Genomic DNA, 23496 nt, shown 5'->3' with positions numbered 1-23496 from the left:
ACCAGTCACCGTCCACCTACGAGTCTCACCACGCTGCTACGCTCGCGCCCGCCGCGTAATCCCACCCCGTGTCCACGTACCGGGGTCAAGGCCCAAGACCTCCGACACCCGCCGCCGCAACGCCCGCGACCACGCCGGCCCCCCGTCCACCAACCCCTCACCGTCCGGGACGTCACCAAGATGGCGCTCACCAGCGCCGTCCCCGGCGTCGGCCTCGGCGTCCGCGTCCGCGTCGCCGGTGCCGATGCCGGTGCCGGTGCCGGAGGGGTGGGCGGAGGGGTGGGCGGCGCCGGCGCCGGAGTCCGTCACCCGTTCCTCGGTCGGCAGCGGCGAGGTGCGGGTGAACCCCGCCGGCACCAGCCCACCCAGCACCGCCGCACCCTCCACGTCCACCGGCGCCACCGGCCGCGCCGGGCTCTCCCCGTCCGCGCCGAGCAGGTCCTCCAGCACCTCCTGCGCCCACGGGTCCCCCGCCTCCAGCAGCACCCCCAACCCCCGCAGACCCGTGGCCGAGAGCTCCCGCGCCCGCGCCAGCCGCTCCTCCGCCCCCACCGCACTGGCCAGGGCGAGCAGGTGCGCGCACGGACCGTGCCACCCGTCCTCCGGGCAGCACCATCCGCCACCACCGCTACGCGCATCTTCGAACATGAGTACAAGGCTATGACGGGCCACTGACATCCGGCCCGACCCCGGCCCCGCCTGTGGAGACACGTACGCCAGGGAGACGAGGCGCCGAGGCGCCGGGGCGCCGGGGCGCTTGGGCGCCGGGGCGCTTGGGCGCCGGGGCACTCCCGACGGCTGGACGGTGGGGCGGCCGGGCGCTCCCGACGGCCGGACGGTTGGCGGCCGGGAGCCGGACGGCCGGACGCCTGCCCGGAGACAGCATGCGACAAGATCGCGGGTGCGGAAGGCGCCAGCGCCAGCGGCGGCGTTCGCTGACGGCTGGCGGCCGGCGGCTGGCGGCTGGCGGCTGACGGCTGGCGCATCTATTCAGAAAACCGGCTTGCCGCCCGTCACGCCGAGCACCGTGCCGGAGACGTAGCTCGCCTCGTCGCTCGCGAGGTACACGAACGCCGTCGCCACCTCGATCGGCTGCCCCGCTCGACCGAGCGGGGTGTCGGAGCCGAAGCCGTCCACCTTCTTCTCCGGCATCGTCGCGGGGATCAGCGGCGTCCAGATCGGCCCCGGCGCCACTGCGTTGACGCGGATCCCTCGCGGCCCGAGTTCGGAGGCCAGGTTGACGGTGAGGTTGTTCAGCGCGGCCTTGGTGGCTGCGTAGTCGAGCAGGGGCTCGGACGGCTGGAAGGCCTGGATCGACGTCGTGTTGATCACTGCCGCCCCCTCCTTCAGGTGCGGTGCGGCCGCCTTGGTGAGCCAGAACGTCGCGAAGACGTTGGTTGCGAAGGTCCGCTCGATCTGCTCGCCGGGGAACTCCTCGAGCTCCTGGTGCGTCATCTGGAAGCCGGCGTTGTTGACGAGGATGTCAAGGCCGCCGAGGGCCTCGACCGCCTTCGCCATCAGGTCGATGTTGGCCTGCTCGGTCCGCTGGTCCGTGGGGCACAGCACGCACGTGCGACCCGCGGCCTCGACCTGCTTCTTGGTCTCCTCGGCGTCGCCCTGTTCCTCCGGCAGGTACGAGATGGCGACGTCCGCGCCCTCCTTGGCGAACGCGATGGCGACGGCGCGGCCGATCCCGGAGTCGCCCCCGGTGATGAGGGCCTTCCTGCCGACCAGGCGCTCACGCCCGGTGTAGGACGTCTCGCCGTGGTCGGGCACCGGGTTCAGGGCCGACGTCGTGCCGGGCCACTCCTGCTGCTGGACGGGGATGTTCGACAGGTCGTTGGTCATGTCCCATGGTTGCCGGACGACGCCGTCGCTCGCACCTGGAGGCGCGTTGTCGCGCCTCCTCAACCCAGGCTCAGGAACCCGTCGACGAGCAGGTCCCGCGCCGCCGGCAGCAGCTCCGCGGCGACGTCGTCGGCCGGCACCTCGAGCAGCGCCGCGAGAGCTCCGACGATCTGGCCGAGGGAGAGCTCGCCGTCGCACGCCCCGACGGCGCCGGCCACCACCGTCCCGGGCCGCACCACCCGGCCGAGCCCGCCGCCCTGGCGGAGCTGCAGGATCTGCGGGTCGGCGTCGCCCGGGGTGAGGTAGTGCTCCTCGGTGACGTCCGCCGACCGCACGGGGCGCAGCCCTGCGAGCGCCGCGTCGTCCAGCCCCGCGAGCCGCTCGCGGACGGCCAGCATCTCGGCGACGTGCGGCCCCAGCGGCTGGCGCACCGGCCCGGTCACCTCCTCGAGCCGCCGCCACGGCTCGCGTGCGGTCGCGGGACGCTGCACGAGCACGTAGCCGAACCCGACGCCCTCGACGCCGCGCGCCTCGAAGTCCGCGAGCCAGGCGGCGTAGGCGGCCTCGTAGCCGCCGCGGTCGAGCTCGGGGCGCATGCCGCCGTCGCGCAGCCACAGCTCGGCGTACTCGGCCGGATCCTGGACCTCCCGCTCGACCACCCAGGCGTCGCACCCCGCCGGCAGCCAGGCGCCCACCCGCTCGCGCCAGTCCTCACCCGAGCGGTGCTCCCAGTTCCCGAGCAGCTGCGCCACCCCGCCGGGAGCCAGGTGCTCGCCGACGGCGGAGACGAGGTCCTGGACGAGGTCGTCCCCGCCCTGCCCGCCGTCGCGGTACTCCATCAGCGGCAGCCCGGCGTCGTAGGCCGCGGCCGGGGTGATGACGAACGGCGGGTTGGACACCACGAGGTCGAACGTCTCCCCCGCCACGGGGGCGAGCATCGAGCCCTCCCGCAGCTCGAGGTCCACCCCCGCGAGGCCGGCGTTGAACGCGGCGAACCGCAGCGCCCGCCCGGAGATGTCCGTCGCCACCACGTGCGCGCTGTGCCGCGCGGCGTGCAGTGCCTGCACGCCGCAGCCGGTGCCCAGGTCGAGCGCGCGCCGGCGCGGTGTGCGCGCGGTGACCTGCGCCAGCGTGAGCGAGGCGCCCCCGATCCCGAGCACGTGGTCGGCGCGGAGCACGGCCCCGGTGGCCAGCTCACCCAGGTCAGAGGCCACCCACCACAGGGCAGACCCGGCTGCGTCGGCCGCCGCGTAGGGACGCAGATCGACGACGGCGCTCGCCGCGTCCTCGTCCGCCTCGCCGGCCGTCCGCACCAGGCCGAGTCGCACGGCGCCGTCGGCGCCGGTCGCGGGCAGCGCCCGGTCGAGCTCGGCGCGGGTGACGTGGTCGCCGAGCATGAACAGCCGCAGCAGCGTGGCGGCAGGGTGGTCCCGGTGCCGGGCCGCGCGCAGCGCGGGCAGGCGCTGCTCTCGGTGGAGCGCGGCGGAGGCGACGTCACCGACGAGGGCGTCGACGCTCTCGAGAGTGAAATCGGCGCCCTCGAGGTCGTCGCGCAGGGCGTCGAGCGTGGCCCGGTCGCCGGCGGGAGGTGGTGATGCGCTCGGGGTCATTCGGGCAGCGTAGTGACGCGCTCAGGCGGAGAGCTCGTGCAGCCGGTGGGGCAGCTCGTCCAGCAGCTCGCGGGCCAGGAACCCCACCTTTCCCACGCGCGCCGTCAGCGAGTCCCCGGCGGCCGCGTGCAGGTGCATCGCCCAGACGGCGGCCTGGGCGGGGTCCGCGCCACGAGCGGCCAGCCCCGCGAGCGCGCCGCCCATGACGTCGCCGCTGCCGGAGGTCCCGAGCCCCGTGTGCCCGGTGGTCTTCCGCCACAGCCGGTCACCGGCGCTGACGAACCCGTGCCCGCACACCACCGCGCCGAAGCGGTCCGCGACCTCGACGACGGCGTCCGCCGCCTCCTCGTCCTCGATCTCCTCCCGACCCAGGAGCCGGGCGAGCTCGACGAGGTTGGGCGTGAGCACCAGCCGACCGCGCAGGGCGTCCAGCACGTCGTCGGGAGCGTCGGCGAGCACCCCGAGCGCAAACGCGTCCAGCACCACCGGCACGCCCGGCGGCACGTGCGGGACCAGTCCGCACAGCAGTGCGAGCGTCCCGCCCGGCTCGCCGAGCCCGGGGCCGAGCAGGACCACGTCGGCGCGCTCGGCGTCCTTCGCCAGGACCTCCGGTTCCGTGCCGGTGACGTCCCCGGCGTCGTCCTCCGCGAGACCGCGGACCCCGGCCTCCGGCACGGCGACGGCCACCGCCGGAGCCACCGAGCGCGCGACGGCGAGGGTCAGTCGCCCGCCCCCGACGCGCAGCGCCGCCAGCCCGGCCAGCATCGCGGCCCCCGGCGTGGCCCGCGCGCCACCGACGACCAGCACCTGCCCGCGCCCGTACTTCGACCCGTGCGGCTCCGGGAGCGGCCACCCGCGCAGCAGCGCGGGCACCACGGGCTCCGCCCGCTGCGCCGCGCCCGTCATCCCAGCTCCTGCACGGGGCTCGGCTCGTCGGTGCGCGGTGCCCCCTCCTGCTCCAGGTGCTCGTCCACGTTGTAGTCCGCGAGTCGCCACCCCTCGGCGTCACGCACCAGGCGGGTGACCGCCGCGTTCCGCACCCCGTCCGTGCGCCCGATCTCGAGGATCCCTGCCTCGTCGAGCTCCTCGCAGACGTAGCGGAAGACGAGCACGACGACGTCGTGACAGGTGATCAGCACTCGCTCGTGTCGTTCCTGGCGCTCGAGGTCGGCGAGCACGCTCCGCACCCGCAGGGCGACGTCGGCCCACGACTCCCCGCCGGGCGGCCGGTGGTAGAACTTGCCCAGCCACCGGCGCCGCTCCGCCTCCCCGGGGTAGCGCGCGAGCACCCCGGCCGTCGTCAGGGTGTCGGTGATGCCGAGGTCGCGGTCCCGCAGCCTCTCGTCCACCCTCAGCGGGAGCTGCACCTCGGCCACGTCCACGGCGGTGCGCGCGGTGTCGAGCGCCCGCCGGTAGGGCGAGGACCACACGGCGTCGGGCCGCCGGTCGTGCGGCAGGTCCCGCAGCCAGGCTCCCAGGGCTGCGGCCTGCTCCTTGCCGGTGGGCGAGAGCTCGACGTCCGGGTCCCGCGCGGGCACGTCGATCGTCTCGGCGCCGCTGGCCTCGGCGTGGGAGGCCGCGACGTTCGCGGCGCTCTGTCCGTGGCGGACGAGGAGAATCTCGGTGACACCCATGCCCGCAACGTAGGTTCCGACGTCGTCCGGCGCTCGTCGAGACGTGCCCGGCGTCGTCACCCTGAGGAGGCGGGGCAGTTCTCCTGCGGCGCACCAGGTGCGCCGGTACCGTGGCCGACAGTCCCGGGGGAGCACCGACCGCTGCCGCCTCGGAGGCTCCGCATGAACCACCGCATCACGGCCCTGGCGAGCTCCCTCGCGCTGCTCGTCGCTCTCGCCGCGCTCGGCGTGGGCGTGCCCACCCCGGCCGCGGCCGCGGTCGCCGTCCCGGCGGCCGACGAGACGCCGGACTTCCCTGCGGGCTCGGGGGACATCGCCGACGATCCGGCCATCTGGGTCGACCGCGCCGCGCCGAGTCGCTCGGTGGTCGTCGGGTCGAGCAAGGATCACGACCGCGGCGGGCTGTCGGTCTACGACCTCGCCGGCCGCCAGCTCCAGTTCCTCGAGACCGGCGAGATGAACAACGTCGACCTGCGCTCCGGCGTTCTCGGCGGGCGGACGCTGGTGGCCGCGAGCGACCGCACGGACGACGCCCTCGCGTACTTCTTCCTGGACCCGCGCACCCGGACGCTCTCCCCCGCGGGCAGCACCCCGCTCGGCTTCGAGCCATACGGCACATGCCTGTACGCGAGCCCGGACGGCGCGGTGTACGCCTTCGTCACGGAGGCAACCGACTCCGCCGGCCAGTTCGACCAGTACCGGCTCAGCCTCTCCGGGGCGTCGGTCACGGGGACGAAGGTGCGCGACCTGACCACCGGGTCCCAGGCCGAGGGCTGCGCGGTCGACGACCAGGCGCGGCGGCTCTTCCTCTCCGAGGAGGAGGTCGGCCTGTTCAGCTACGGCGCCGACCCGACGGCCTCCCCCTCACGCACCGCGATCGACCTCGTCTCGGGCCCCCGTCTCCGCGCCGACGTCGAGGGCGTGACCGTCGCCCACGGTGTCAACGGCGGCGCCTCCTACCTCCTGGTGTCGTCCCAGGGGGACAGCACCTACCACGTCTACGATCTCGCTCCGCCGCACACGCACCGTCGCGCGTACACGGTGACCGCCTCCGGCGCCGTCGACGGCGCCACCGGGACGGACGGCCAGGCCGTCACGCTCGCGAACCTCGGTCCGCAGTTCCCCGGCGGGCTCGTCGTGGTGCACGACCAGGACAACGCCGGTGGCAGCACCTCCAACTTCAAGTACGTCGACGCCCGGAAGGCACTCGGTCCGTTGCACGGCGTCCGCTCGGGCGGACCGGCGACCGGGTTCTTCCTCAACGACTCCTGGGGGCCGGTCGCCGACCACGTGTTCCAGTACGGCCGGCTCACCGACAGGGTGCTGATCGGCGACTGGGACGGGGACGGCGACAGCACGATCATGGTCCGGCGCGGGAACCGGTTCTACGTGAGCAACGAGCTGCGCGGCGGCCAGGCGCAGCGGGAGCTCGTCTACGGGCGGCCCGGTGACGAGGTCCTGGTCGGGGACTGGGACGGGGACGGCAGGGACACCCTCGCGGTCCGGCGCGGGAGCACCTACTACGTCAAGAACACCGTCACCTCCGGACCGGCCGACCGCGTCGTCGTCTACGGCCGGGCCCGCGACCAGGTCCTGGTCGGGGACTGGGACGGGGACGGCAGGGACACCCTCGCGGTCCGGCGCGGGAGCACCTACTACGTCAAGAACACCGTCACCTCCGGACCGGCCGACCGCGTCGTCGTCTACGGCCGTGCCCGGGACCAGGTCCTGGTCGGCGACTGGGACAGGGACGGCAGGGACACCCTCGCGGTCCGGCGCGGGAGCACCTACTACGTCAAGAACACCGTCACGGCCGGACCGGCCGACCGCGTCGTCGTCTACGGCCGTCCCGGCGACGAGGTCTACGTCGGCGACTGGGACGGCGACGGCACCGACACCCTGGGGCTGCGCCGGCTCCGCTGAGTCTGCCCCGTGGGTCCGCCCCACAGGGAAGAGGCCCGCACCTGGCGGGCCTCTTCTGTGTGCTCGACGCGAGGGCGGATCGGCCTCAGCGACGCTCGACCGGCTCGGTCGCCTCGGCGCTCCCCGGCCCCGCGCCCGGACGGGTGACGAGCGGAGCCTCGACGTCGGCCGGCCCCATCGGGTCCTCGTGGTGCGGCCGGGTGGCGATCTTGTTGTCGATGTCCTCGGCGGTGTCCGCCCGGCCGGCGCGGCGCCGGGAGACGAAGACGGCCCCGAGCGCGATCGCCGCGGCCACCAGCGCGATGGAGATGCGCACCGCGTGGTTGGCGTCGGCCGGAACGCTGAACTGCACCACGGCGGGCGCGATGAGCAGCGAGACCAGGTTCATCACCTTGATGAGCGGGTTGATCGCCGGGCCGGCGGTGTCCTTGAACGGGTCGCCGACGGTGTCGCCGATGACGACGGCCGCGTGGGCGTCCGACCCCTTGCCGCCGTAGTGCCCGTCCTCGACGATCTTCTTGGCGTTGTCCCACGAGCCGCCGGAGTTCGCGAGGAACACGGCCATCAGCACGCCGGAGCCGATGGCCCCGGCGAGGAACCCGGCGAGCGGGCCGACGCCGAGGCCGAAGCCGACGGCGATCGGCGCGAAGGCGGCGAGGAGCCCGGGCGTCGCGAGCTCACGGAGGGAGTCCTTGGTGCAGATGTCCACGACGCGCGCGTACTCGGGGCGCGTCTGGCCGGTCATGATCCCGGGGTTCTCCCGGAACTGGCGACGCACCTCGAACACGATCGCCCCGGCCGCCCGGGTGACGGCGTCGATGGCCAGGCCCGAGAAGAGGAATACCGTCGCGCCGCCCAGGATCACGCCGACCAGCGTGATGGGCGAGATGATCTCGTAGCTGACCATGGCGCCCACCAGCCCGCCGGCCACCTGCGTGCCGGCCTCCGCGATCTCGGCGAGGGCGACCCGGACGGCGTCCGCGTAGGAGCCGAACAGCGCCGTGGCGGCCAGGACCGCCGTCGCGATGGCGATGCCCTTGGTGATGGCCTTGGTGGTGTTGCCCACCGCGTCGAGGTCCGTGAGCACCTGCGCGCCCGCCTCGTCGACCTCGCCCGACATCTCGGCGATGCCCTGCGCGTTGTCGCTGACCGGGCCGAAGGTGTCCATGGCGACGATGACGCCGACGGTGGTGAGCAGGCCGCAGCCGGCGAGGGCGATGAGGAAGAGGGAGAGCCCGATGCTGCCGCCCGCGATGAGGAACACGCCGCAGATCGCGGCCGCGATGATGCCGGCGGTGTACACGGCCGACTGGAAGCCGACCCCGATGCCCGAGAGAACCACGGTCGCCGCGCCGGTGCGCGAGGTGGAGGCGACGTGCACGGTGGGCCGGGACGTGGTGCCGGTGAAGTAGCCGGTCAGCCACAGGATGATGCCGGCGAGGACCACGCCGATGACGACGGCGGCCGTGACCATGAGCCGCGGGTCGCCGCCGTGGTCTGCCAGGTCCGCGCTGATGCCCGTGATGGCGCCGAAGGTGGAGGGGAGGTAGACGAAGGTGGCGATCGCCGCCAGCACCACGCCGGCGACGGCGGAGATGTAGAAGCCGCGGTAGATCGCCGTCAGGCCGGACTCGTCGCCGCGCACCCGCGTGATCACGACGCCGAGCAGGGCGACCAGGGCGCCGACGGCCGTGATGATGAGCGGCAGGATGAGGCCCTGCTCGCCCATGGCGGCCTTGCCCAGGATCAGGGATGCCACGAGCATCACGGCGTAGGACTCGAAGAGGTCGGCAGCCATGCCGGCGCAGTCGCCGACGTTGTCGCCCACGTTGTCCGCGATCGTGGCGGCGTTGCGCGGGTCGTCCTCGGGGATGCCCTGCTCGACCTTGCCGACCAGGTCCGCCCCGACGTCGGCCGCCTTGGTGAAGATGCCGCCGCCGACGCGCATGAACATCGCGAGCAGGGCGGCGCCGAAGCCGAAGCCCTCCAGGACGGCGGGCGCGTCCCCGCGGTAGAAGATCACGACGCCTGCGGCGCCGAGCAGGCCCAGGCCCACGACGCTCATGCCGACCACGCCACCGGTGCGGAACGCGATGCGCGCACCCTCGGTGCGTCCGCCGGGGCGGGTGGCCGAGGAGGCGACGCGCACGTTGGCCCGCACCGCCAGGGACATGCCCAGGTAGCCGATCGCCGCCGAGAACCCGGCGCCGAAGAGGAACGCGATCGCCCGGCCGATCTTGATCTCGGGATCGGCCGGCAGCAGGAACAGGAGGCCGAAGACGACCACCGCGAAGATGCCGAGGGTGCGGAACTGACGCCTCAGGTAGGCCTGAGCCCCTTCCTCGATCGCGCCGGCGATCTCCTGCATCCGTGGTGTGCCCGCGTCCGCGGCGAGCACCTGACGGCGCAGCGCCACCGCGATGACGAGCGAGATGATCGCTATACCCGCGATGATCCCGACGATGGTCAGGCTCGTGGCCCCCAGTTCAAGCATCTACCCTCCTCGGCAGTGCGTCTCACCTGCGACGACGCCGTCGCGGTGGCTGTTTCCCGGCGAGCCTACCTGTGCCGCGGCCGGGTTCGGCACATTCCGTATTGCCGTCCGCGCGTGTCCGGTGGGCCTCGGCCGCTCAGCCGGGCGACGTCAGCCCGGCCGGATCCGGGCCGAGGACCTCGCCGAGCTCACGGTGCAGCGGCTGGCCCTCCAGGAGGCCGGACAGCTCGAAGACGGCCCGCACCTGCTCCGCGGCCGCCACCACGTGCAGGCGCGAGTCGAGGGCCCTGATCACGGCACGGCGGTCCAGCACCGCACGGACGCCGGCGGAGTCGATGAAGGTCACCGCGGTGAGGTCCACGACGACGGCGGCCGGGAGCGCGTCGAGGGCCCGGTCGACGGCGGCCCGCAGGCGACCCGCGGACGCGCCGTCCAGCTCCCCGGCCGCGCTGACCACCCGCGCCGCCCCGGCCACCCGCTCGTCCACCCGAAGTGCCATGGCCCCCACCCCCTGTCCGCGAATCGTCCCACCCCCGAGCCGGACGTCCAGGGGGTGGGCCTGGACAGAACTGCCCGTGGCAACCACCTGCCACGGCCGGCCGGCCGCCGGCGGTCGGTGTCGGCGCCATGGCGCACACTGGGCAGGTGCCCCGCCCGGACCTCGTCGAGCTGCTGCGCGCCACCGGTGTGCGCGACGGCCGCCTCGTCCACCTCGAGCAGCTGCCGGCCCGCCCCGGCCGGACGGCGGACTGGCCGGCGTGGGCGGACCCGGACCTGGTGGCCGGGTACCGGCGCCTCGGCGTGGAGCGGCCCTGGGAGCACCAGGTCACGGCGGCCGAGGCGGCCTGGGCCGGCCGGCACACGGTCATCGCCACGGGCACGGGGTCCGGCAAGTCCCTCGCGGCCTGGCTGCCCGCCATCTCGGCGGTCCGGGCCGACGCCGCGCTGGCGGCTCGCCCCGACGCCGGCAGCATCGCCGCCTACGGGCGGCGTCCCACCACCCTGTACCTCTCCCCCACCAAGGCGCTGGCGGCGGATCAGCTCACCGGGCTGCACCGCCTGCTCGACGCCGCGGGGCTGCGCGGGGTGCGCGTGACCACCTGCGACGGCGACACCCCGCTGGAGGAGCGCGACTGGGCCCGCGACCATGCCGACGTCGTGCTCTCCAACCCCGACTTCCTGCACTTCTCGATGCTGCCCGGGCACCGGCGGTGGCAGCGACTGCTCAAGGGCCTGCGCTACGTCGTCGTCGACGAGTGCCACGCCTACCGCGGTGTGCTCGGCGCGCACGTGGCGCTCGTGCTCCGGCGCCTGCTGCGCCTGGCCGCGCACTACGGCGCCAGCCCGACCGTGATCGCGGCGTCGGCCACGACGGCGGAGCCGGCGCTCACCGCGGCCCGGCTCGTCGGCGTCCCGGAGTCCGACGTCGTCGCCGTGACGGAGGACGCCGCGCCGGCGGGCCGGCGCACCGTCGCGCTGTGGCAGCCCGCGCTGTCCGCCGGGTGGACGGCCTCCTGGCCCGGGGAGGGGGTCGAGCTCGGCGCGAGCGGCGCCGACGACGAGGCCTTCGAGTCCGGGCCGCGGCGCAGCGCCACGGCGGAGGCGGCGGACCTCCTGGCGGACCTGGTGGTCAGCGGCGCCCGCACGCTGGTGTTCGTGCGCTCGCGCTACGGCGCCGAGGTGATCGCGGAGCAGGCCCGCCGGCACCTGCGCGAGGTCGACGGCGAGCTCGCCGGGCGGGTGGCTGCGTACCGGGGCGGGTACCTGCCCGAGGAGCGCCGCGAGCTCGAGCGGGCGCTGCGGTCGGGGGAGCTGCTCGCGCTGGCGACGACCAACGCCCTCGAGCTCGGCGTCGACGTCGCCGGGCTGGACGCCGTCGTCATCGCGGGCTGGCCCGGCACCCGGGTCTCGATGTGGCAGCAGGCGGGGCGGGCGGGGCGGGCCGGGGCGGAGGGCGTCGCGGTGCTGGTGGCGAGCGAGGACCCGCTCGACGGCTTCGTGGTCCACCACCCCGAGGCGATCTTCGGCGCCGGCGTGGAGGCGACGACATTCGACCCGGCCAACCCCTACGTGCTCGCCCCGCACCTGTGCGCCGCCGCGGCGGAGCTGCAGCTGACGGAGGGTGACCTGCCGCTCTTCGGCCTGCCGGACGCCGCGCTGCTCGACGAGCTGGTCCGGCGGGGCCTGCTCCGGCGCCGGCCGACGGGCTGGTTCTGGAACTTCTCCCGGCCCGAGCGCCCGCAGGACCTCACGGACCTGCGGGGCGGCGGCGACCGGCCCGTCCAGGTGGTCGAGTCCGGGACCGGCACCGTGCTCGGCACCGTCGACGGCGCACGCGCGGACGCCACGGTGCACCCCGGTGCGGTCTACCTGCACCAGGGACGCACGTTCGTCGTCGACGCGCTGGAGGACGACGTGGCCCTCGTGCACGCCGAGACGGAGCTGGGGCACCGCACCAAGGCCCGGTCCTCCTCCTCGGTGCGGGTGCTCTCGGTCCGGGACCGGCAGCTGTGGCGGGCCGCCGACGGCACCGAGGCCACGTGGTCCTTCGGCGACGTCGAGGTGACCAGCCAGGTCACCGACTACGACAGGCGACGCCTCCCCGGCATGGACATCATCGGCTCCTACCCGCTGGACATGCCCGAGCGGGTGCTGCCGACGACCGCCGTGTGGTGGACGCTCTCCGCCGAGGCGTGCGAGGCGGCGGGCGTGGGCAAGGACTCCCTGCCCGGCGCGCTGCACGCCGCCGAGCACGCCTCGATCGGGCTGCTGCCCCTGCTGGCCACGTGCGACCGGTGGGACATCGGCGGCCTGTCGACGGCGGTGCACCCGCAGACCGGGCAGCCCACCGTCTTCGTCCACGACGGCTACCCGGGCGGGGCCGGGTTCGCCGAGCGCGGGTACCGGGCCGCGGTCGAGTGGATCGGGGCCACCCGTGACGCGATCCGTTCGTGCGGGTGCGCCGACGGGTGCCCGGCCTGCGTCCAGTCACCCAAGTGCGGCAACGGCAACTCCCCGCTCGACAAGGCCGGGGCGGTGCGCCTGCTGTCGCTACTGCTGCGCTGCGCACCCGCCTGACCCTTCTGGGGCGAGCCGGCCGTGTCAGCCGGCCGGACCGGCACGGGCGCTGGCCCGCGCGGCGAGTCCCGTGCCGTCCGCGAGCGGCACGCGGGTCGCGACCACCACCTCCTCCCCGCGGGTCCGGCAGGCGGTGAGCTCCGCACCGTTGACGGCGACGACCCGGCCGGCGACGGCGCACGGGTCCCCCGCGGAGCCGGTCAGGTCCTGCAACGCGGTCGCGGCGGCGAGCGCGCCGAGGTCCGCCGCGGCCTGCGCGGTCCCGCGCGCGTGGACGGCACGGGCTACGCCCACGACGGCCAGGGTGAGGACCAGCAGGACCGCCACCAGGGCCAGGCCGAGCACGGAGCCGGCGCCCCGGTCGCCGCCGCCCGCTCGGGAGCGCCCCCACCGCCGCACCGCGCTCACTCCCCCGGCTCGGACAGCGCCCGAGCGCTGGACCGGGCTGCCAGTCCGGCCGCCCGCAGAGGTCCGGCGAGGTCGTGCGAGACCTCCACGACGACGTACCCGTCCGTCTCGGACACCCGCACCGCGGCACCGTCGCCGGCGAGCTCCCGCGCGACGCCGAGGATCTCGCCGTGGGACTCACCGAGCGCCGCCGCACGTGCTCCGGCCCGCGCGGCGTCGGCCACCCGGACCTGCGTGAGCGCGGCGCCCGCCGCGGTGAGCAGCGCGACGAGGAGCAGCACGACCCCGGGCAGCACGAGGGCGAGCTCGGCGGTCACCCCGCCTCGCTCCGGGCCCCCCGTCGGCGGGCCGGACCGAGCGGCCCGGACCGCCGACGGACGTGGTTGTCGTCTCATCCCAGCCCGAGCGCCTTGCGGATCAGGTCCGACACGAGCTCCCGGACCCAGTCGCTCTTGAGGACCCACAGCAGGACGCTCGCCAACGAGGCGGCCGCCACGGTCCCGATCGCGTACTCGGCGGTGGCCATGCCGGCCTCCCCGTCGGCCCGCAGCGCGTGCACCCGCCGGGTCAGCGCGACCCGGACCCTCCCCCAGCGACGTCGAACGCTCATCGTGCTCTCCTCCCCACGCCCGTCGGGCGCCTCTCGCGGACCGCCGTCTGCCGTCCGTCGGGACCGAGCCTGCGCGGATCGCGACGCCCGGGTCGGAGGGCGGACCGCCGGCTGTGGACGACCCGGCAGCGGCACCGCGTGTGGAGGCTCAGCCACCGAGGACGGCGCCACCGGCGGCGAGGACCACCGGCACGAGCCCGAGCAGCACGAAGGCGGGCAGGAAGCACAGCCCCAGGGGCAGAACCAGCCGGACGCCGAGACGTGCCGCCGCCTCCTGGGCCTCACGGTGCCGGGTGGCGCGCACGGACCCGGCCGCCTGGCGCAGCAGCGGGCCGGGGGCCGCACCGTCGACCCAGGCGGGCTCGAGTGCGTCGGCGAGCGCGACGAGCGCGCGCGGAGACCCGTCCCACGCCTCCTCCCACGGCGCCCCGAGGAGCAGCGCCCGGCCGGCGCGGCCCAGCGCCGCCCCGCTCCCGCCGTCGTCGGCCGCCTCCGGCGCCGGACCGGCGACCGCGCGCCCGAGTGCCAGCAGCGTGCCGGGCACCGACGCCCCGGCGTCGAGGGCGGCGTCCGCGAGGTCGAGGAGCACCGCGACGTCGACCTCGCCGAGCGACGCCGGAACCGGACCGGCGCGCCCGGTGGGCGCCCGCGCGCGGGTGCGCCGGGTCAGCGTCCACGGCAGCGCCGCGACGGTCGCGAGCAGCAGGAACGTCAGCGTGGTCACCGCGCCGCCCTCCAGGCCGGACCCCAATCGGGCCGCTGAGCCGTCCGCGGCCGTCCCGGCGTCCGACCGGCCGGGCCGGTGCCGGCGGCACCGGCGACCCGCACGAGGGCTGCCACCCAGCGGCGGCCGGCCACCATGAGCGCGACGCCCGCCAGCAGGCAGGCGCTCCCGAGCCCGCCGCCGAGCAGCACCCGCAGCGGGTCTGCGCCGATCCCGGCACCGAGCACCAGCCCGAGCACCGGGAGCCAGCCGAGCAGCCGGGCGGTGGCCCGTGGCCCGGCCAGCGCCACGGCACGTGCCGCGCGCGCGTGCCCGGCCTCGGTCAAGCCCTCCGCGCACCGCTGGAGGACCTCTGCCAGCGGCGCTCCGAGCTCGTGGGTGAGCCGGCAGGCGGCGATCGCGCCGGGCAGCGCCCCCGCCGTCGTCGAGCCGATGCCATGACGGACCAGACGGCGTAGCGGGCGCGGCAGCCGGTCGTGCGCGGCCTGCCGGGATGCCAGCTCCAGCAGCTGGCCGGGCACGCCGTCCTCCCGCGCCGGAGCGCCCGGGTCGCGGGCTGCCACGCTGCCCGGCGGCTCCGTCCACGCCGCAGGCGTCTGCCCGGTCAGGCCCACCCGGGCGAACGTCTCGTCCCAGGCAGCATCGACGTCGGCCCCCGCCTTCAGCCGCGTGGCGACCTCGGTGACGAGAACCCCGACGTCGATCTCCCGCGTGCCGGGACGACGGCGCACGCGTGGTCGCGGTTCCCCGCGGCGACGTACGGGGCGACGGACGGGGCGACGACCCGGTCGGGCGAGCAGCAGGACCGCCGCGGCCACCAGCACCGCGACGATCACGGGCTCCGTCACGGCCCCGCGGCGTGCCGGCCGCGGCCGACGCCGGCCTGCACGACGCTGCCCGCCTGCCCGCCGTCGTCCGTCGACCCGGCCAGGCCGAGCCTGGCGGCGAGCCTCGACCACGCCGGGCCCCGTTCGACGACGCCACCCGGGTCAACCGTGAGAGCCGGCCGGCAGACCAGCTCGTCTCCCGTCCGCTCGAGCACGCCCACCTCGGCGAGGCGGCGCACCCCGTCGTCGTCGCGGCGCAGATGGATCACCGCGTCGAGGGCGCTGACCGCCTGGGCGGTCATCGTCGCGCCGGTCATGCCGGCCAGGGCACCGAGGGCGACCAGGCGGGCGGGCACGTCCTCGGAGGTGTTCGCGTGCACCGTCGCCCAGCCGCCGTCGTGGCCGGTGTTCAGGGCCCCGAGCACGTCGCGCACCTCGGCACCACGGCACTCTCCCAGCACGATGCGGTCGGGGCGCATGCGCAGGGCGGCCCGGACGAGCTCCGCCAGCGGCACCTCGCCGACGTGCTGGACGTTCGCCCGCCGCACCTGCAGGTGGATCACGTGCGGATGGTCGGGGCGCAGCTCCGCCGACTCCTCGATGCAGACGATCCGCTCGCCGTGGCCGACGAGCGAGAGCATCGCCGCCAGCACCGTCGTCTTGCCGGAGCCGGTCGCCCCCGAGACCAGCACGTTGGCGCGGCGGTCCACCAGCGCCCGCAGCACCGGCGCCACCGGGCCCGGCACGGTCCCCCCGGCCACCAGCTCGCTCAGCGTGAGCACGCGCGTGCGGTGGGTGCGCAACGAGATGAGCGTGCCGGTCGCCGAGAGCGGGGGCAGCACGGCGTGCAGGCGGGTGCCGTCCGGCAGGGTGCCGTCCACGACCGGGCTGGCGTCGTCGAGGCGCTGCCCGCACGTCGCGGCCAGACGGGTGGCCAGCGCCCGGACGGCCTGGGCGTCGGCGAGCACGTCACCCACCTCGACCCGTTCCAGCCCGCCACCGCGGTCCACCCAGACCCCGTCCCCGCCGTTGACGAGGACGTCGGTCACCCGGGGGTCGTCGAGGAACCGCTGGAGCGGCCCGGCGCCGCGCACCTGTGCGCGCACCTCGGTGTCCAGCCGCAGCAGCCGGTCCGCGCCGACGCCGGTGTCCGCCGCGCCGAGCGCGCCGGCGAGCGGCACACCCCGCACGAGCGCCTCGCGCACCTGCGCCACCGGGGTGCTCACGGCGCCAGCCCCAGCCGGGTCACCAGCTCGCGGGCCGTCGACATGAGGGGCCCGCGGCGCCGGTCGCCCGGCCGTGCCCCGCGCTCGACGTCGGCGCCGAGGTTCCGCTCCTCGCGCAGCACCGCCGCCAGCGGGAGCCCGGCCACCTCCGCCACCTCGGCCGCCTCCGCCGCCGGGCCCCGCACCACGAGGTGGACAGCGCAGCCCGCCCGGACCAGCGGCGCGGCGGCGATCGCGGCCGCCCCGGCTCGGACCCCGGCCCCGCCGACGAGGACGACGTCGCTGCACCGGCCGAGCCACGCCTCCCGCGCGGCCCCGGGTGCGAGGACCTGGCGCGGCAGGTCGAGGATCACGACGTCGTGCCCCTGACCGAGGGCGCGGACCGCCGAGCGCACCGCGAGATCGTCGGCCCCCGCGCCACCGCGCCGGTCGCCCGAGAGCACGCGCACGAGGTGCCACGTGGGCAGCGCCAGGGCCAGGCGTTCGGGCAGCAGCGCCCCGCGCTCCTCCCGGACGTCGGCCCAGCGCCTCCCGGGGTCGAACTCCAGCCCGAGCAGCACGTCGAGCCCGCCGCCGGCCGGGTCCAGGTCGACCAGCGCCGTGGCGACCCCGGTCGCCACGCAGGCCCGGGCGAGGACGGCCGCGAGCACCGAGGCCCCCGCGCCCCCGTGGGCGCCCACCACCCCGACGGTCCGGGCCCGGTACGGGGTCGCGGCCGTGACGAGGACGTCGAGCAGCGCGGACTCCTCGCCCGGCAGGAGGACCGCGGCCGGCAGCGGGCCCTCCGCCGCCACCGTCCGCGCGGGATCCACCCGCACGGTGAGCGCACCCACGGGCCCGGCGGCGTCCAGCAGCACCGCAGCGTCCGGCAGCACCCGGTCGGTCGGGACCACGGTCAGCCCCACCCCGGCCAGGTCCGTCAGCCGCCGGACGCGAGCGGTCAGGGCGGCGTCGTCGCTGCGCAGCGCCACCGCGGTCTCGGTCAACGGCGTCGTCATGGGACCTCCTCGGCGATCGGGCTCCGAGCATGTCCCGACGGCCGCCCGTGGCGTCGTCGTGCTGTGGACAGACCGGAGCGGCCGTGAGGATGTGGACGCCACCTGCCGGCCTCCGCCGGGCAGACGCCCGCGGCTCCGGGTGCCAGAGTGTGACGCATGGAGTCCCTGCCCCGCGGGTCAGCGCCCCGATGACCCGCACCGCCGCCTTCTTCGACCTGGACCAGACGGTCCTGGCCACCCCCTCCTCGCTCGTGCTGGCGCGCCCCCTGCTGGCGGCCGGCCTCCTCACCCGGGCCGACCTCGCGCGCTCCGCGTCGGCGCAGCTGGCCTACGTCCTCGTCGCGGCGGACCACCGGCGCAGCGAGCGGGTGCGCGAGCAGCTCTCCCGCATGGTCGACGGCTGGGAGGTCACGCGGCTGCAGGAGGTGGTCGAGAGGGCGATCACGACGTTCGTCCAGCCCCACGTCTACCTGGAGGCGATCGATCTGATCACCCGCCACCACGCCGCGGGCACCGACGTGGTGATCGTGTCGGCCTCCAGCGACGACGTCGTCGCCCCGATCGCCCGCCTCGTCGGCGCGGACCACGTGGTGGCGTCACGGATGGCGGTGGTGGACGGCCGGTACACCGGGGCCATCGAGTACTACGCGTACGGGCCGGCCAAGGCGGCCGCGCTGCGCGAGCTCGCGGAGACGCACGGGTACGACCTCGCCCGGAGCTGGGCGTACACCGACTCCGTGACGGACCTGCCCATGCTCGAGGCGGTGGGCCACCCGGTGGCCGTCAACCCCGACCGTGCGCTGCACCGCCTGGCCCGCCAGCGCGGCTGGGAGGTGCGACGCTTCGCCCGCCCCGTGCCGCTCCTGCCTGACGGGGCGCCCGTTCCTCAGGCGGGCGCGGTCCGCCCGGCGCGCACCGCCGTCGCCACCGCGGCGCCCTCGACGGCGCCGACGACGACGGCGTCGGCCTGGAAGCGCAGCCAGTGCGCGACGCCGGCGGGAGTGCCGGAGGCGTACCCGGCGAGCGCCTCGCGGTAGGCGCCCGGCCGCTCCGCCGCGTGGGCGTCCAGGACCGCGACGCCGGTGGGCTCGAGGCCGGAGCGCACCGCGACGAGGCGGGCCACCGCGCGGGCGAGCAGGCCGTTGCCGGTGGTGAACGGGCGGAGCGTGGCCAGCTCCCCGTGCACGACGCCGACGCGCACCAGCGCGGGAGCCTCCTCCGCGGCGAGCACCGCGAGCACCGCCGCCAGCCGCGACCGCAGCTCCGCCCCCACCGGCGCCGGGGCCGGGTCGCCGCCGCCGCCGCGCAGGGTCACCGGCGGGTCGAGCGGCCCGCCCTCGCGCGGCTGGTCGTCGGTCCGCGGACGCCCGACGGCGGCCGCGGGCAGCGCCCCGGCGGCGGCGAGGTGCGCGGTCAGGTCCCGGTGCAGCCCGGCGACGAGCTCGCCGGCGGGCGCGGCGGGCGGGCGGCCACGGCCGCCGAGGTCACCGAGCAGCTCGCCGACGTGGACCTGCGCGCGCCACGCCGCCACCACCAGCGCCTCCCCCGCAGGCAGTCCGCCGGGCGCGGCGGCACCCGAGGCGACCTGCTGGCGCAACCACCCGGCGTCGGCGCGCACACCCTCGAGGGCGACGGTCGCGACGGCGGAACGGACGGCCGTCTCCGCCCGGGCCTCCCGCCACCGCCGGCGCAGGCCCTCGTGCCAGCGCAGCTCGGTGACGGCCTCGCGGGCGCGGTCCGCCGCCTGCGCCACCCCGTCCAGACTGGCCAGCGCGTCCAGCGCGGCGGTGACGTCGGAGCTCATCGGGCCAGGCTAGGCGGCCGCGGCACCCGGACGGCGACGGGCGCGTACGCTTCCAAGGATTGGAGGACCGCGTGAGCAGCCAGCACAGCCAGCCGCCCGAGGGACCGGAGGAGCTCCTGCGAGGTCTCTCGGGCCCCCCGGCGCCTCCGCGGTCCCGGATGCGCGCCCACGTGCTCGCGGTGCTGGTGGGCCTGGTCGTCACCCCGGCCGCCCTCTACCTCGCCCTGCTCGGCATCGACATGCTCCTGCCGCTCGAGGGCTCCTCGGACGTCGTCGGCGCCGGTCCCCTCCTGCTCGGGCTGCTCCTGCTCGCCGTCCTCGGCATGGTGGCGGCACGGGCCTCCAGCCTCGCCCTGGGGGTCGGCGGGCTCGTGTGGGGCGTGCTCCCGGGCCTGGTCGGCCTGCCGCTGATCCGCCCCCTCCTCGGCCCGTCGACCGCCCCCCTGACCGATCCGCTGCTCCGGCCGCTCGCGTCGGGCCTGGTGCTCGCCGCCGGGGCTGCGCTCGTCGCCGGCGGTGCCGCCTGCCACCTCGCGCGCCGCGCCGGGCGCCGCCAGGAACGCGAGGAGGCTGCCCTCGCCCGGGGCGCCGGGGCCGAGACGCCGGCGGCGCCCCGCTCACGGATGTGGGGCCACGCCCTCAGCGCCTTCTTCTCCCTCGTCCTGCTTCCGCCCGTGGCGGTGCTGCTGGGCCGCGGTACGACGGCGGCGCTGGTGCTCGGCACGACGCTGACCCGCCAGCCGTGGCAGGAACCGAGCCTTCTGGCGGGGACGGTGCTGCTCGCCGTCGTCGTCCTGCTCGCCGGACTCTCCTCCCTCGGCCCCCAGCTGGCGGGCTGGCTGCTCCTCGCCGTGGGCGCCCTGGCGGTGCTGTTCGCGCAGGGGGTCGACCGGCTCGAGCCGTTGCTCAGCGCCCTCAGCGTGCTGCCGGGCGGCTTCCAGCTCCTCGTCTCCGGCACGTGGCTCCTCCTCGGCGGGATCCTCGCGGTCTGCGGCGGCGCCGCCCACTTCGCCCGCCGGTCGGGCCGGCGGTACGAGCGCGCCGACCTCGCGCTCACCTCTGCGGAGGCCTGAGCCGCGGCGGCGCGCCCCGCCGCCGTCGCCCCCGGCGTCCGTTAGCGTGACCGCGATCCACCGATCGAGGAGGCTCACGTGACCACGCCCAGCCCCGACGACGCCCGGACGCCCCGCCGGGACGAGCCGACGCCGGACCCCACCGCCCACGACGCCGACGAGACCGCCGACCTCCGCGCCGGCAGCTTCCGCAGCCCCGCCGCCCGGCGCCCGGAGCGGGACGACACCTCCGAGCTGGAGAGCACCGCGACGCGCCGCCAGGGGTTCATGGGGCTGCGCGGCGAGGCCCCGACCGGCGCGGACGCCGGCACCCCCCGCGGCGACGCGGACCCGCACCCGGAGCCCGGCACCCGCCCGGAGCCCGGCCCGCACGTGGCGCGCACGCCCGAGGAGGCGGCCCTGCGGGAGCGCTGGCGCGAGCGGGAGGCGTCCGCCGGCGTGCTCGACGGCGCCACGCAGGCGGCCCCCCGCTCCCGCGCGGGCGCGCACTGGTGGAGCCTGCTCCTGACGCTCGTCCTGGCCCCGGTGGCCTGGTACCTCGTCGCCGACGCCGGAGCTCGCCTCACGCTCGGCGACGACAGCCCCTGGGCGCGGGGCGAGCTGGCCCCCGCCGCCCTCATCGAGCTTGCCGCCGGGCTCGTCGTCACCGCCGTCGTCCTGCTGACCGCCCGGTGGTCCTCCCTCGGGGCCCAGGTGACCGGTGTCCTGGTGCTGCTCGCCGGCCTCGCCTTCGTGATCCTGCCCGCCCGGACCGCCGAGGTCGTGGAGCCTGCGGTGACCTGGCTGGAGGACCTCAACGCGCTCGGCCGCAACGTCGCGCACCACCTGCTCGCCGACGGCCCCGCCGGACGGCTCGCCCTGTACGGGTTGGGCCTGCTGGCCGTCGGTGTGGTCTCCCACGGCGCCCGCCGGCTCGGCCGCGCCGAGGAGCGGGCCCGCGAGGCCTACGCCCTGCGCACCGGTCGCTCCGCACGCCACGGCAACGGGCGGTAACACAGACGCCGGAGACGGGCTGTCTCGGGCACGGACGAGTTCGCTATGTTGCATGCGACAGTTCTGTGATGCGCGGCACACGCCGCCGCCACGCTTCTCGCCCCAGGGAGGACGTAGATGTCCCAGCACGACGCCACCACCACGCCCCAGGCCCCCGAGGCAGACCTGGAGAACCTCCTCCACGAGACCCGGGCGTTCCCGCCGAGCCCCGAGTTCGCGGCCCAGGCCAACGCCAGGCCCGAGATCTACGAGCGGGCCGCTGCCGACCGGGCGGGCTTCTGGGCGGAGCAGGCGCGCGAGCTGCTGACCTGGTCGAAGGACTTCACCGAGACGCTGGACTTCTCGGGCGCCCCCGTGGCCCGGTGGTTCGCGGACGGCGAGCTCAACGCCACGTACAACGCCGTCGACAGGCACGTCGAGGAGGGCCGCGGCAACCGCGTCGCGATCTACTTCGAGGGTGAGCCCGGCGACACCCGCACCCTCACCTACGCCGACCTGAAGGAGCAGACCTCGCGGGCCGCCAACGCCCTGACCGAGCTGGGCGTGGGGACCGGCGACCGGGTGGCGATCTACCTGCCGATGATCCCCGAGGCGGTCGTCGCGATGCTCGCCTGCGCGCGCATCGGCGCCCCGCACTCCGTGGTCTTCGGCGGCTTCTCCGCCGAGGCGCTGCACAGCCGCATCAACGACGCCGAGGCGCGCGTGGTCATCACCGCCGACGGCGGCTACCGCCGCGGCAAGGCCAGTGCGCTCAAGCCCGCTGTCGACGAGGCCCTGGAGAAGGGCACGCCGGTCCAGCACGTGCTCGTCGTCGAGCGCACGGGCCAGGACGTCCCCTGGACCGAGGGCCGGGACGTCCGGTGGGCCGACGCCCTCGCGGCCGCCTCGCCCGAGCACACCCCGGTGGCGGTGGAGGCCGAGCACCCGCTGTTCATCCTCTACACCTCCGGCACCACCGGGAAGCCGAAGGGCATCCTGCACACCACCGGTGGGTACCTCGCCCAGTGCGCGTTCACCCACAGGTACGTCTTCGACCTCAAGCCCGAGACCGACGTGTACTGGTGCACCGCGGACATCGGCTGGGTGACGGGCCACAGCTACGTCACCTACGGCCCGCTCGTCAACGGCGCCAGCCAGGTCATCTACGAGGGCACGCCCGACACCCCGGACAAGGACCGGTGGTGGGAGATCGTCGAGAAGTACAAGGTCTCGATCCTCTACACGGCCCCGACGGCGATCCGCACCTGCATGAAGTGGGGCAAGGAGTACCCCGAGCGCCACGACCTGTCCTCCCTGCGCGTGCTCGGCTCGGTCGGCGAGCCCATCAACCCCGAGGCGTGGATGTGGTACCGCGAGACGATCGGCGCCGGGAGGACGCCGGTGGTCGACACCTGGTGGCAGACCGAGACGGGCGCGATCATGATCTCCCCGCTGCCGGGCGTCACCGCCGCCAAGCCCGGCTCCGCGCAGACGCCGCTGCCCGGCATCGCCGCCGACGTCCTCAACGAGGCCGCCGAGCCGGTGCCCAACGGCGGCGGGGGCTATCTCGTGCTGACCGAGCCGTGGCCGTCGATGCTGCGCGGCATCTGGGGCGACCCGCAGCGCTTCTACGACACGTACTGGTCCCGCTTCGAGGGCATGTACTTCGCGGGCGACGGTGCCAAGAAGGACGAGGACGGCGACATCTGGCTCCTCGGCCGCGTCGACGACGTCATGAACGTCTCCGGCCACCGCCTCTCGACGACGGAGATCGAGTCCGCCCTCGTGTCGCACCCGATCGTCGCCGAGGCGGCGGTGGTGGGCGCCAAGGACGACACCACGGGACAGGCCGTCGTCGCCTTCGTCATCCTGCGCTCGGACGCCGTCGAGCGTGCCGACGAGGACGGCGAGGGGGCCGACGTCGTCGCCGAGCTCCGCAACCACGTCGCCAAGGAGATCGGACCGATCGCCAAGCCGCGCTCGATCCTCGTGGTCGCCGAGCTGCCCAAGACCCGCTCGGGCAAGATCATGCGCCGCCTGCTCAAGGACATCGCCGAGGGCCGCCAGGCCGGTGACGTCACCACGCTGGCGGACTCCTCCGTGATGGACCAGATCAGCCGCGGCATGCAGCGGTAGCCCCCGCCCCGAGCGCCGCACGACAGCACGACCGCTGCAGGAGCGCCTGCAGCGGTCGTGCTGTCCTGGAGCGGTCGTCCGGTGGCTGCCCCCTGCCTCCCGCGGTATGGGCACGGGCCGAGCCGCGCGGC

The 23496-nt window shown here is 75.9% G+C and carries 20 protein-coding genes; 6 read left to right on the top strand and 14 right to left on the bottom strand.

Annotated features, from left to right (window positions below; genetic code table 11):
- Positions 1-36 precede the first annotated feature (36 nt).
- From KZX45_RS18655 to KZX45_RS18635, 5 genes are all read right to left on the bottom strand, one after another.
- Positions 37-648, bottom strand: a complete 612-nt coding sequence (locus KZX45_RS18655) for a hypothetical protein (RefSeq protein ID WP_248259257.1) — start codon at positions 646-648, stop codon at positions 37-39.
- 342 nt (positions 649-990) lie between these two features.
- Positions 991-1848: a glucose 1-dehydrogenase gene (locus KZX45_RS18650; protein WP_248259256.1), complete on the bottom strand. Its 858-nt coding sequence runs from the start codon at positions 1846-1848 to the stop codon at positions 991-993.
- A 59-nt stretch (positions 1849-1907) separates the two neighbouring features.
- On the bottom strand, positions 1908-3458 hold the full coding sequence (locus KZX45_RS18645) for a methyltransferase (RefSeq protein ID WP_248259255.1): 1551 nt from the start codon (positions 3456-3458) through the stop codon (positions 1908-1910).
- Positions 3459-3479: 21 nt separating this feature from the next.
- Positions 3480-4364: an NAD(P)H-hydrate dehydratase gene (locus KZX45_RS18640; protein WP_248259254.1), complete on the bottom strand. Its 885-nt coding sequence runs from the start codon at positions 4362-4364 to the stop codon at positions 3480-3482.
- Positions 4361-5092, bottom strand: coding sequence for a histidine phosphatase family protein (locus tag KZX45_RS18635; RefSeq protein WP_248259253.1), 732 nt, complete (start codon positions 5090-5092; stop codon positions 4361-4363). The genes KZX45_RS18640 and KZX45_RS18635 overlap by 4 nt, the downstream gene beginning before the upstream one ends.
- Before the next feature lie 162 nt (positions 5093-5254).
- On the opposite strand from KZX45_RS18635, the gene KZX45_RS18630 reads away from it, so the two are divergent.
- Entirely contained in the window at positions 5255-7015 is a 1761-nt protein-coding gene (locus tag KZX45_RS18630; RefSeq protein ID WP_248259252.1) for a phytase, read from the top strand.
- 85 nt (positions 7016-7100) lie between these two features.
- Here KZX45_RS18630 and KZX45_RS18625 read toward each other — a convergent pair whose 3' ends face one another.
- Positions 7101-9509 carry a sodium-translocating pyrophosphatase gene (locus KZX45_RS18625; protein ID WP_248259251.1) on the bottom strand — a complete coding sequence of 803 codons (2409 nt, stop codon included), beginning with the start codon at positions 9507-9509 and terminating at the stop codon, positions 7101-7103.
- A gap of 136 nt (positions 9510-9645) precedes the next feature.
- Complete coding sequence (locus tag KZX45_RS18620; protein ID WP_248259250.1) at positions 9646-10008, bottom strand: STAS domain-containing protein; 363 nt, start codon at positions 10006-10008, stop codon at positions 9646-9648.
- Between the two features lie 128 nt (positions 10009-10136).
- Here KZX45_RS18620 and KZX45_RS18615 point away from each other — a divergent pair, with 128 nt between their 5' ends.
- On the top strand, positions 10137-12587 hold the full coding sequence (locus KZX45_RS18615; protein ID WP_248259249.1) for a DEAD/DEAH box helicase: 2451 nt from the start codon (positions 10137-10139) through the stop codon (positions 12585-12587).
- A 24-nt stretch (positions 12588-12611) separates the two neighbouring features.
- Here the strand turns inward: KZX45_RS18615 and KZX45_RS18610 are convergent, their stop codons facing one another.
- From KZX45_RS18610 to ssd, 7 genes are all read right to left on the bottom strand, one after another.
- Positions 12612-12995: an Rv3654c family TadE-like protein gene (locus KZX45_RS18610; RefSeq protein ID WP_248259248.1), complete on the bottom strand. Its 384-nt coding sequence runs from the start codon at positions 12993-12995 to the stop codon at positions 12612-12614.
- Positions 12992-13312 carry a TadE family type IV pilus minor pilin gene (locus KZX45_RS18605; protein ID WP_248259247.1) on the bottom strand — a complete coding sequence of 107 codons (321 nt, stop codon included), beginning with the start codon at positions 13310-13312 and terminating at the stop codon, positions 12992-12994. Before KZX45_RS18605 ends, KZX45_RS18610 begins: the two co-directional genes overlap by 4 nt.
- Positions 13313-13386: 74 nt before the next feature.
- Positions 13387-13605, bottom strand: a complete 219-nt coding sequence (locus KZX45_RS18600; protein ID WP_248259246.1) for a DUF4244 domain-containing protein — start codon at positions 13603-13605, stop codon at positions 13387-13389.
- A 148-nt stretch (positions 13606-13753) separates the two neighbouring features.
- Positions 13754-14329 (bottom strand): secretion system protein, encoded by a 576-nt coding sequence (locus tag KZX45_RS18595; protein ID WP_248259245.1) that lies wholly within the window; start codon positions 14327-14329, stop codon positions 13754-13756.
- A complete protein-coding gene (locus KZX45_RS18590; protein ID WP_248259244.1) occupies positions 14326-15177 on the bottom strand; it encodes a hypothetical protein in 852 nt (283 codons plus the stop codon). Before KZX45_RS18590 ends, KZX45_RS18595 begins: the two co-directional genes overlap by 4 nt.
- Positions 15174-16382 (bottom strand): TadA family conjugal transfer-associated ATPase, encoded by a 1209-nt coding sequence (locus KZX45_RS18585; RefSeq protein ID WP_248259243.1) that lies wholly within the window; start codon positions 16380-16382, stop codon positions 15174-15176. The genes KZX45_RS18590 and KZX45_RS18585 overlap by 4 nt, the downstream gene beginning before the upstream one ends.
- Positions 16379-17380, bottom strand: a complete 1002-nt coding sequence (ssd, locus tag KZX45_RS18580; protein ID WP_248259242.1) for a septum site-determining protein Ssd — start codon at positions 17378-17380, stop codon at positions 16379-16381. Before ssd ends, KZX45_RS18585 begins: the two co-directional genes overlap by 4 nt.
- A gap of 188 nt (positions 17381-17568) precedes the next feature.
- On the opposite strand from ssd, the gene KZX45_RS18575 reads away from it, so the two are divergent.
- The 4 genes from KZX45_RS18575 (at position 17569) to acs (ending at position 23365) form a co-directional block, all read left to right on the top strand.
- On the top strand, positions 17569-18417 hold the full coding sequence (locus tag KZX45_RS18575; RefSeq protein WP_374112617.1) for an HAD family hydrolase: 849 nt from the start codon (positions 17569-17571) through the stop codon (positions 18415-18417).
- An 838-nt stretch (positions 18418-19255) separates the two neighbouring features.
- Positions 19256-20257 carry a hypothetical protein gene (locus KZX45_RS18565; protein WP_248259240.1) on the top strand — a complete coding sequence of 334 codons (1002 nt, stop codon included), beginning with the start codon at positions 19256-19258 and terminating at the stop codon, positions 20255-20257.
- Positions 20258-20335: 78 nt separating this feature from the next.
- Positions 20336-21250 carry a hypothetical protein gene (locus tag KZX45_RS18560; RefSeq protein WP_248259239.1) on the top strand — a complete coding sequence of 305 codons (915 nt, stop codon included), beginning with the start codon at positions 20336-20338 and terminating at the stop codon, positions 21248-21250.
- Between the two features lie 117 nt (positions 21251-21367).
- The gene (gene acs, locus KZX45_RS18555; protein WP_248259238.1) at positions 21368-23365 is read left to right on the top strand and encodes an acetate--CoA ligase; all 1998 of its coding nucleotides are present in this window, start codon (positions 21368-21370) and stop codon (positions 23363-23365) included.
- The last annotated feature ends 131 nt before the right edge of the window (positions 23366-23496 follow it).

The organism is Georgenia sp. EYE_87 (assembly GCF_023148685.1).
Classification (GTDB): domain Bacteria; phylum Actinomycetota; class Actinomycetes; order Actinomycetales; family Actinomycetaceae; genus Georgenia.
Note: the sequence above shows the minus strand (reverse complement) of the source record. Positions and strands in the feature narration are given on the sequence as shown.

Excerpts from the sequence above, each read along its gene's own strand:
- KZX45_RS18655 (WP_248259257.1), bottom strand. The coding sequence starts at position 648 with ATGTTCGAAGATGCGCGTAGCGGTGGTGGCGGATGGTGCTGCCCGGAG.
- KZX45_RS18630 (WP_248259252.1), top strand. The coding sequence starts at position 5,255 with ATGAACCACCGCATCACGGCCCTGGCGAGCTCCCTCGCGCTGCTCGTC.
- ssd (WP_248259242.1), bottom strand. The coding sequence starts at position 17,380 with ATGACGACGCCGTTGACCGAGACCGCGGTGGCGCTGCGCAGCGACGAC.
- KZX45_RS18650 (WP_248259256.1), bottom strand. The coding sequence starts at position 1,848 with ATGACCAACGACCTGTCGAACATCCCCGTCCAGCAGCAGGAGTGGCCC.
- KZX45_RS18620 (WP_248259250.1), bottom strand. The coding sequence starts at position 10,008 with ATGGCACTTCGGGTGGACGAGCGGGTGGCCGGGGCGGCGCGGGTGGTC.
- acs (WP_248259238.1), top strand. The coding sequence starts at position 21,368 with ATGTCCCAGCACGACGCCACCACCACGCCCCAGGCCCCCGAGGCAGAC.
- KZX45_RS18615 (WP_248259249.1), top strand. The coding sequence starts at position 10,137 with ATGGCGCACACTGGGCAGGTGCCCCGCCCGGACCTCGTCGAGCTGCTG.
- KZX45_RS18645 (WP_248259255.1), bottom strand. The coding sequence starts at position 3,458 with ATGACCCCGAGCGCATCACCACCTCCCGCCGGCGACCGGGCCACGCTC.
- KZX45_RS18625 (WP_248259251.1), bottom strand. The coding sequence starts at position 9,509 with ATGCTTGAACTGGGGGCCACGAGCCTGACCATCGTCGGGATCATCGCG.
- KZX45_RS18635 (WP_248259253.1), bottom strand. The coding sequence starts at position 5,092 with ATGGGTGTCACCGAGATTCTCCTCGTCCGCCACGGACAGAGCGCCGCG.
- KZX45_RS18600 (WP_248259246.1), bottom strand. The coding sequence starts at position 13,605 with ATGAGCGTTCGACGTCGCTGGGGGAGGGTCCGGGTCGCGCTGACCCGG.
- KZX45_RS18575 (WP_374112617.1), top strand. The coding sequence starts at position 17,569 with ATGACCCGCACCGCCGCCTTCTTCGACCTGGACCAGACGGTCCTGGCC.
- KZX45_RS18640 (WP_248259254.1), bottom strand. The coding sequence starts at position 4,364 with ATGACGGGCGCGGCGCAGCGGGCGGAGCCCGTGGTGCCCGCGCTGCTG.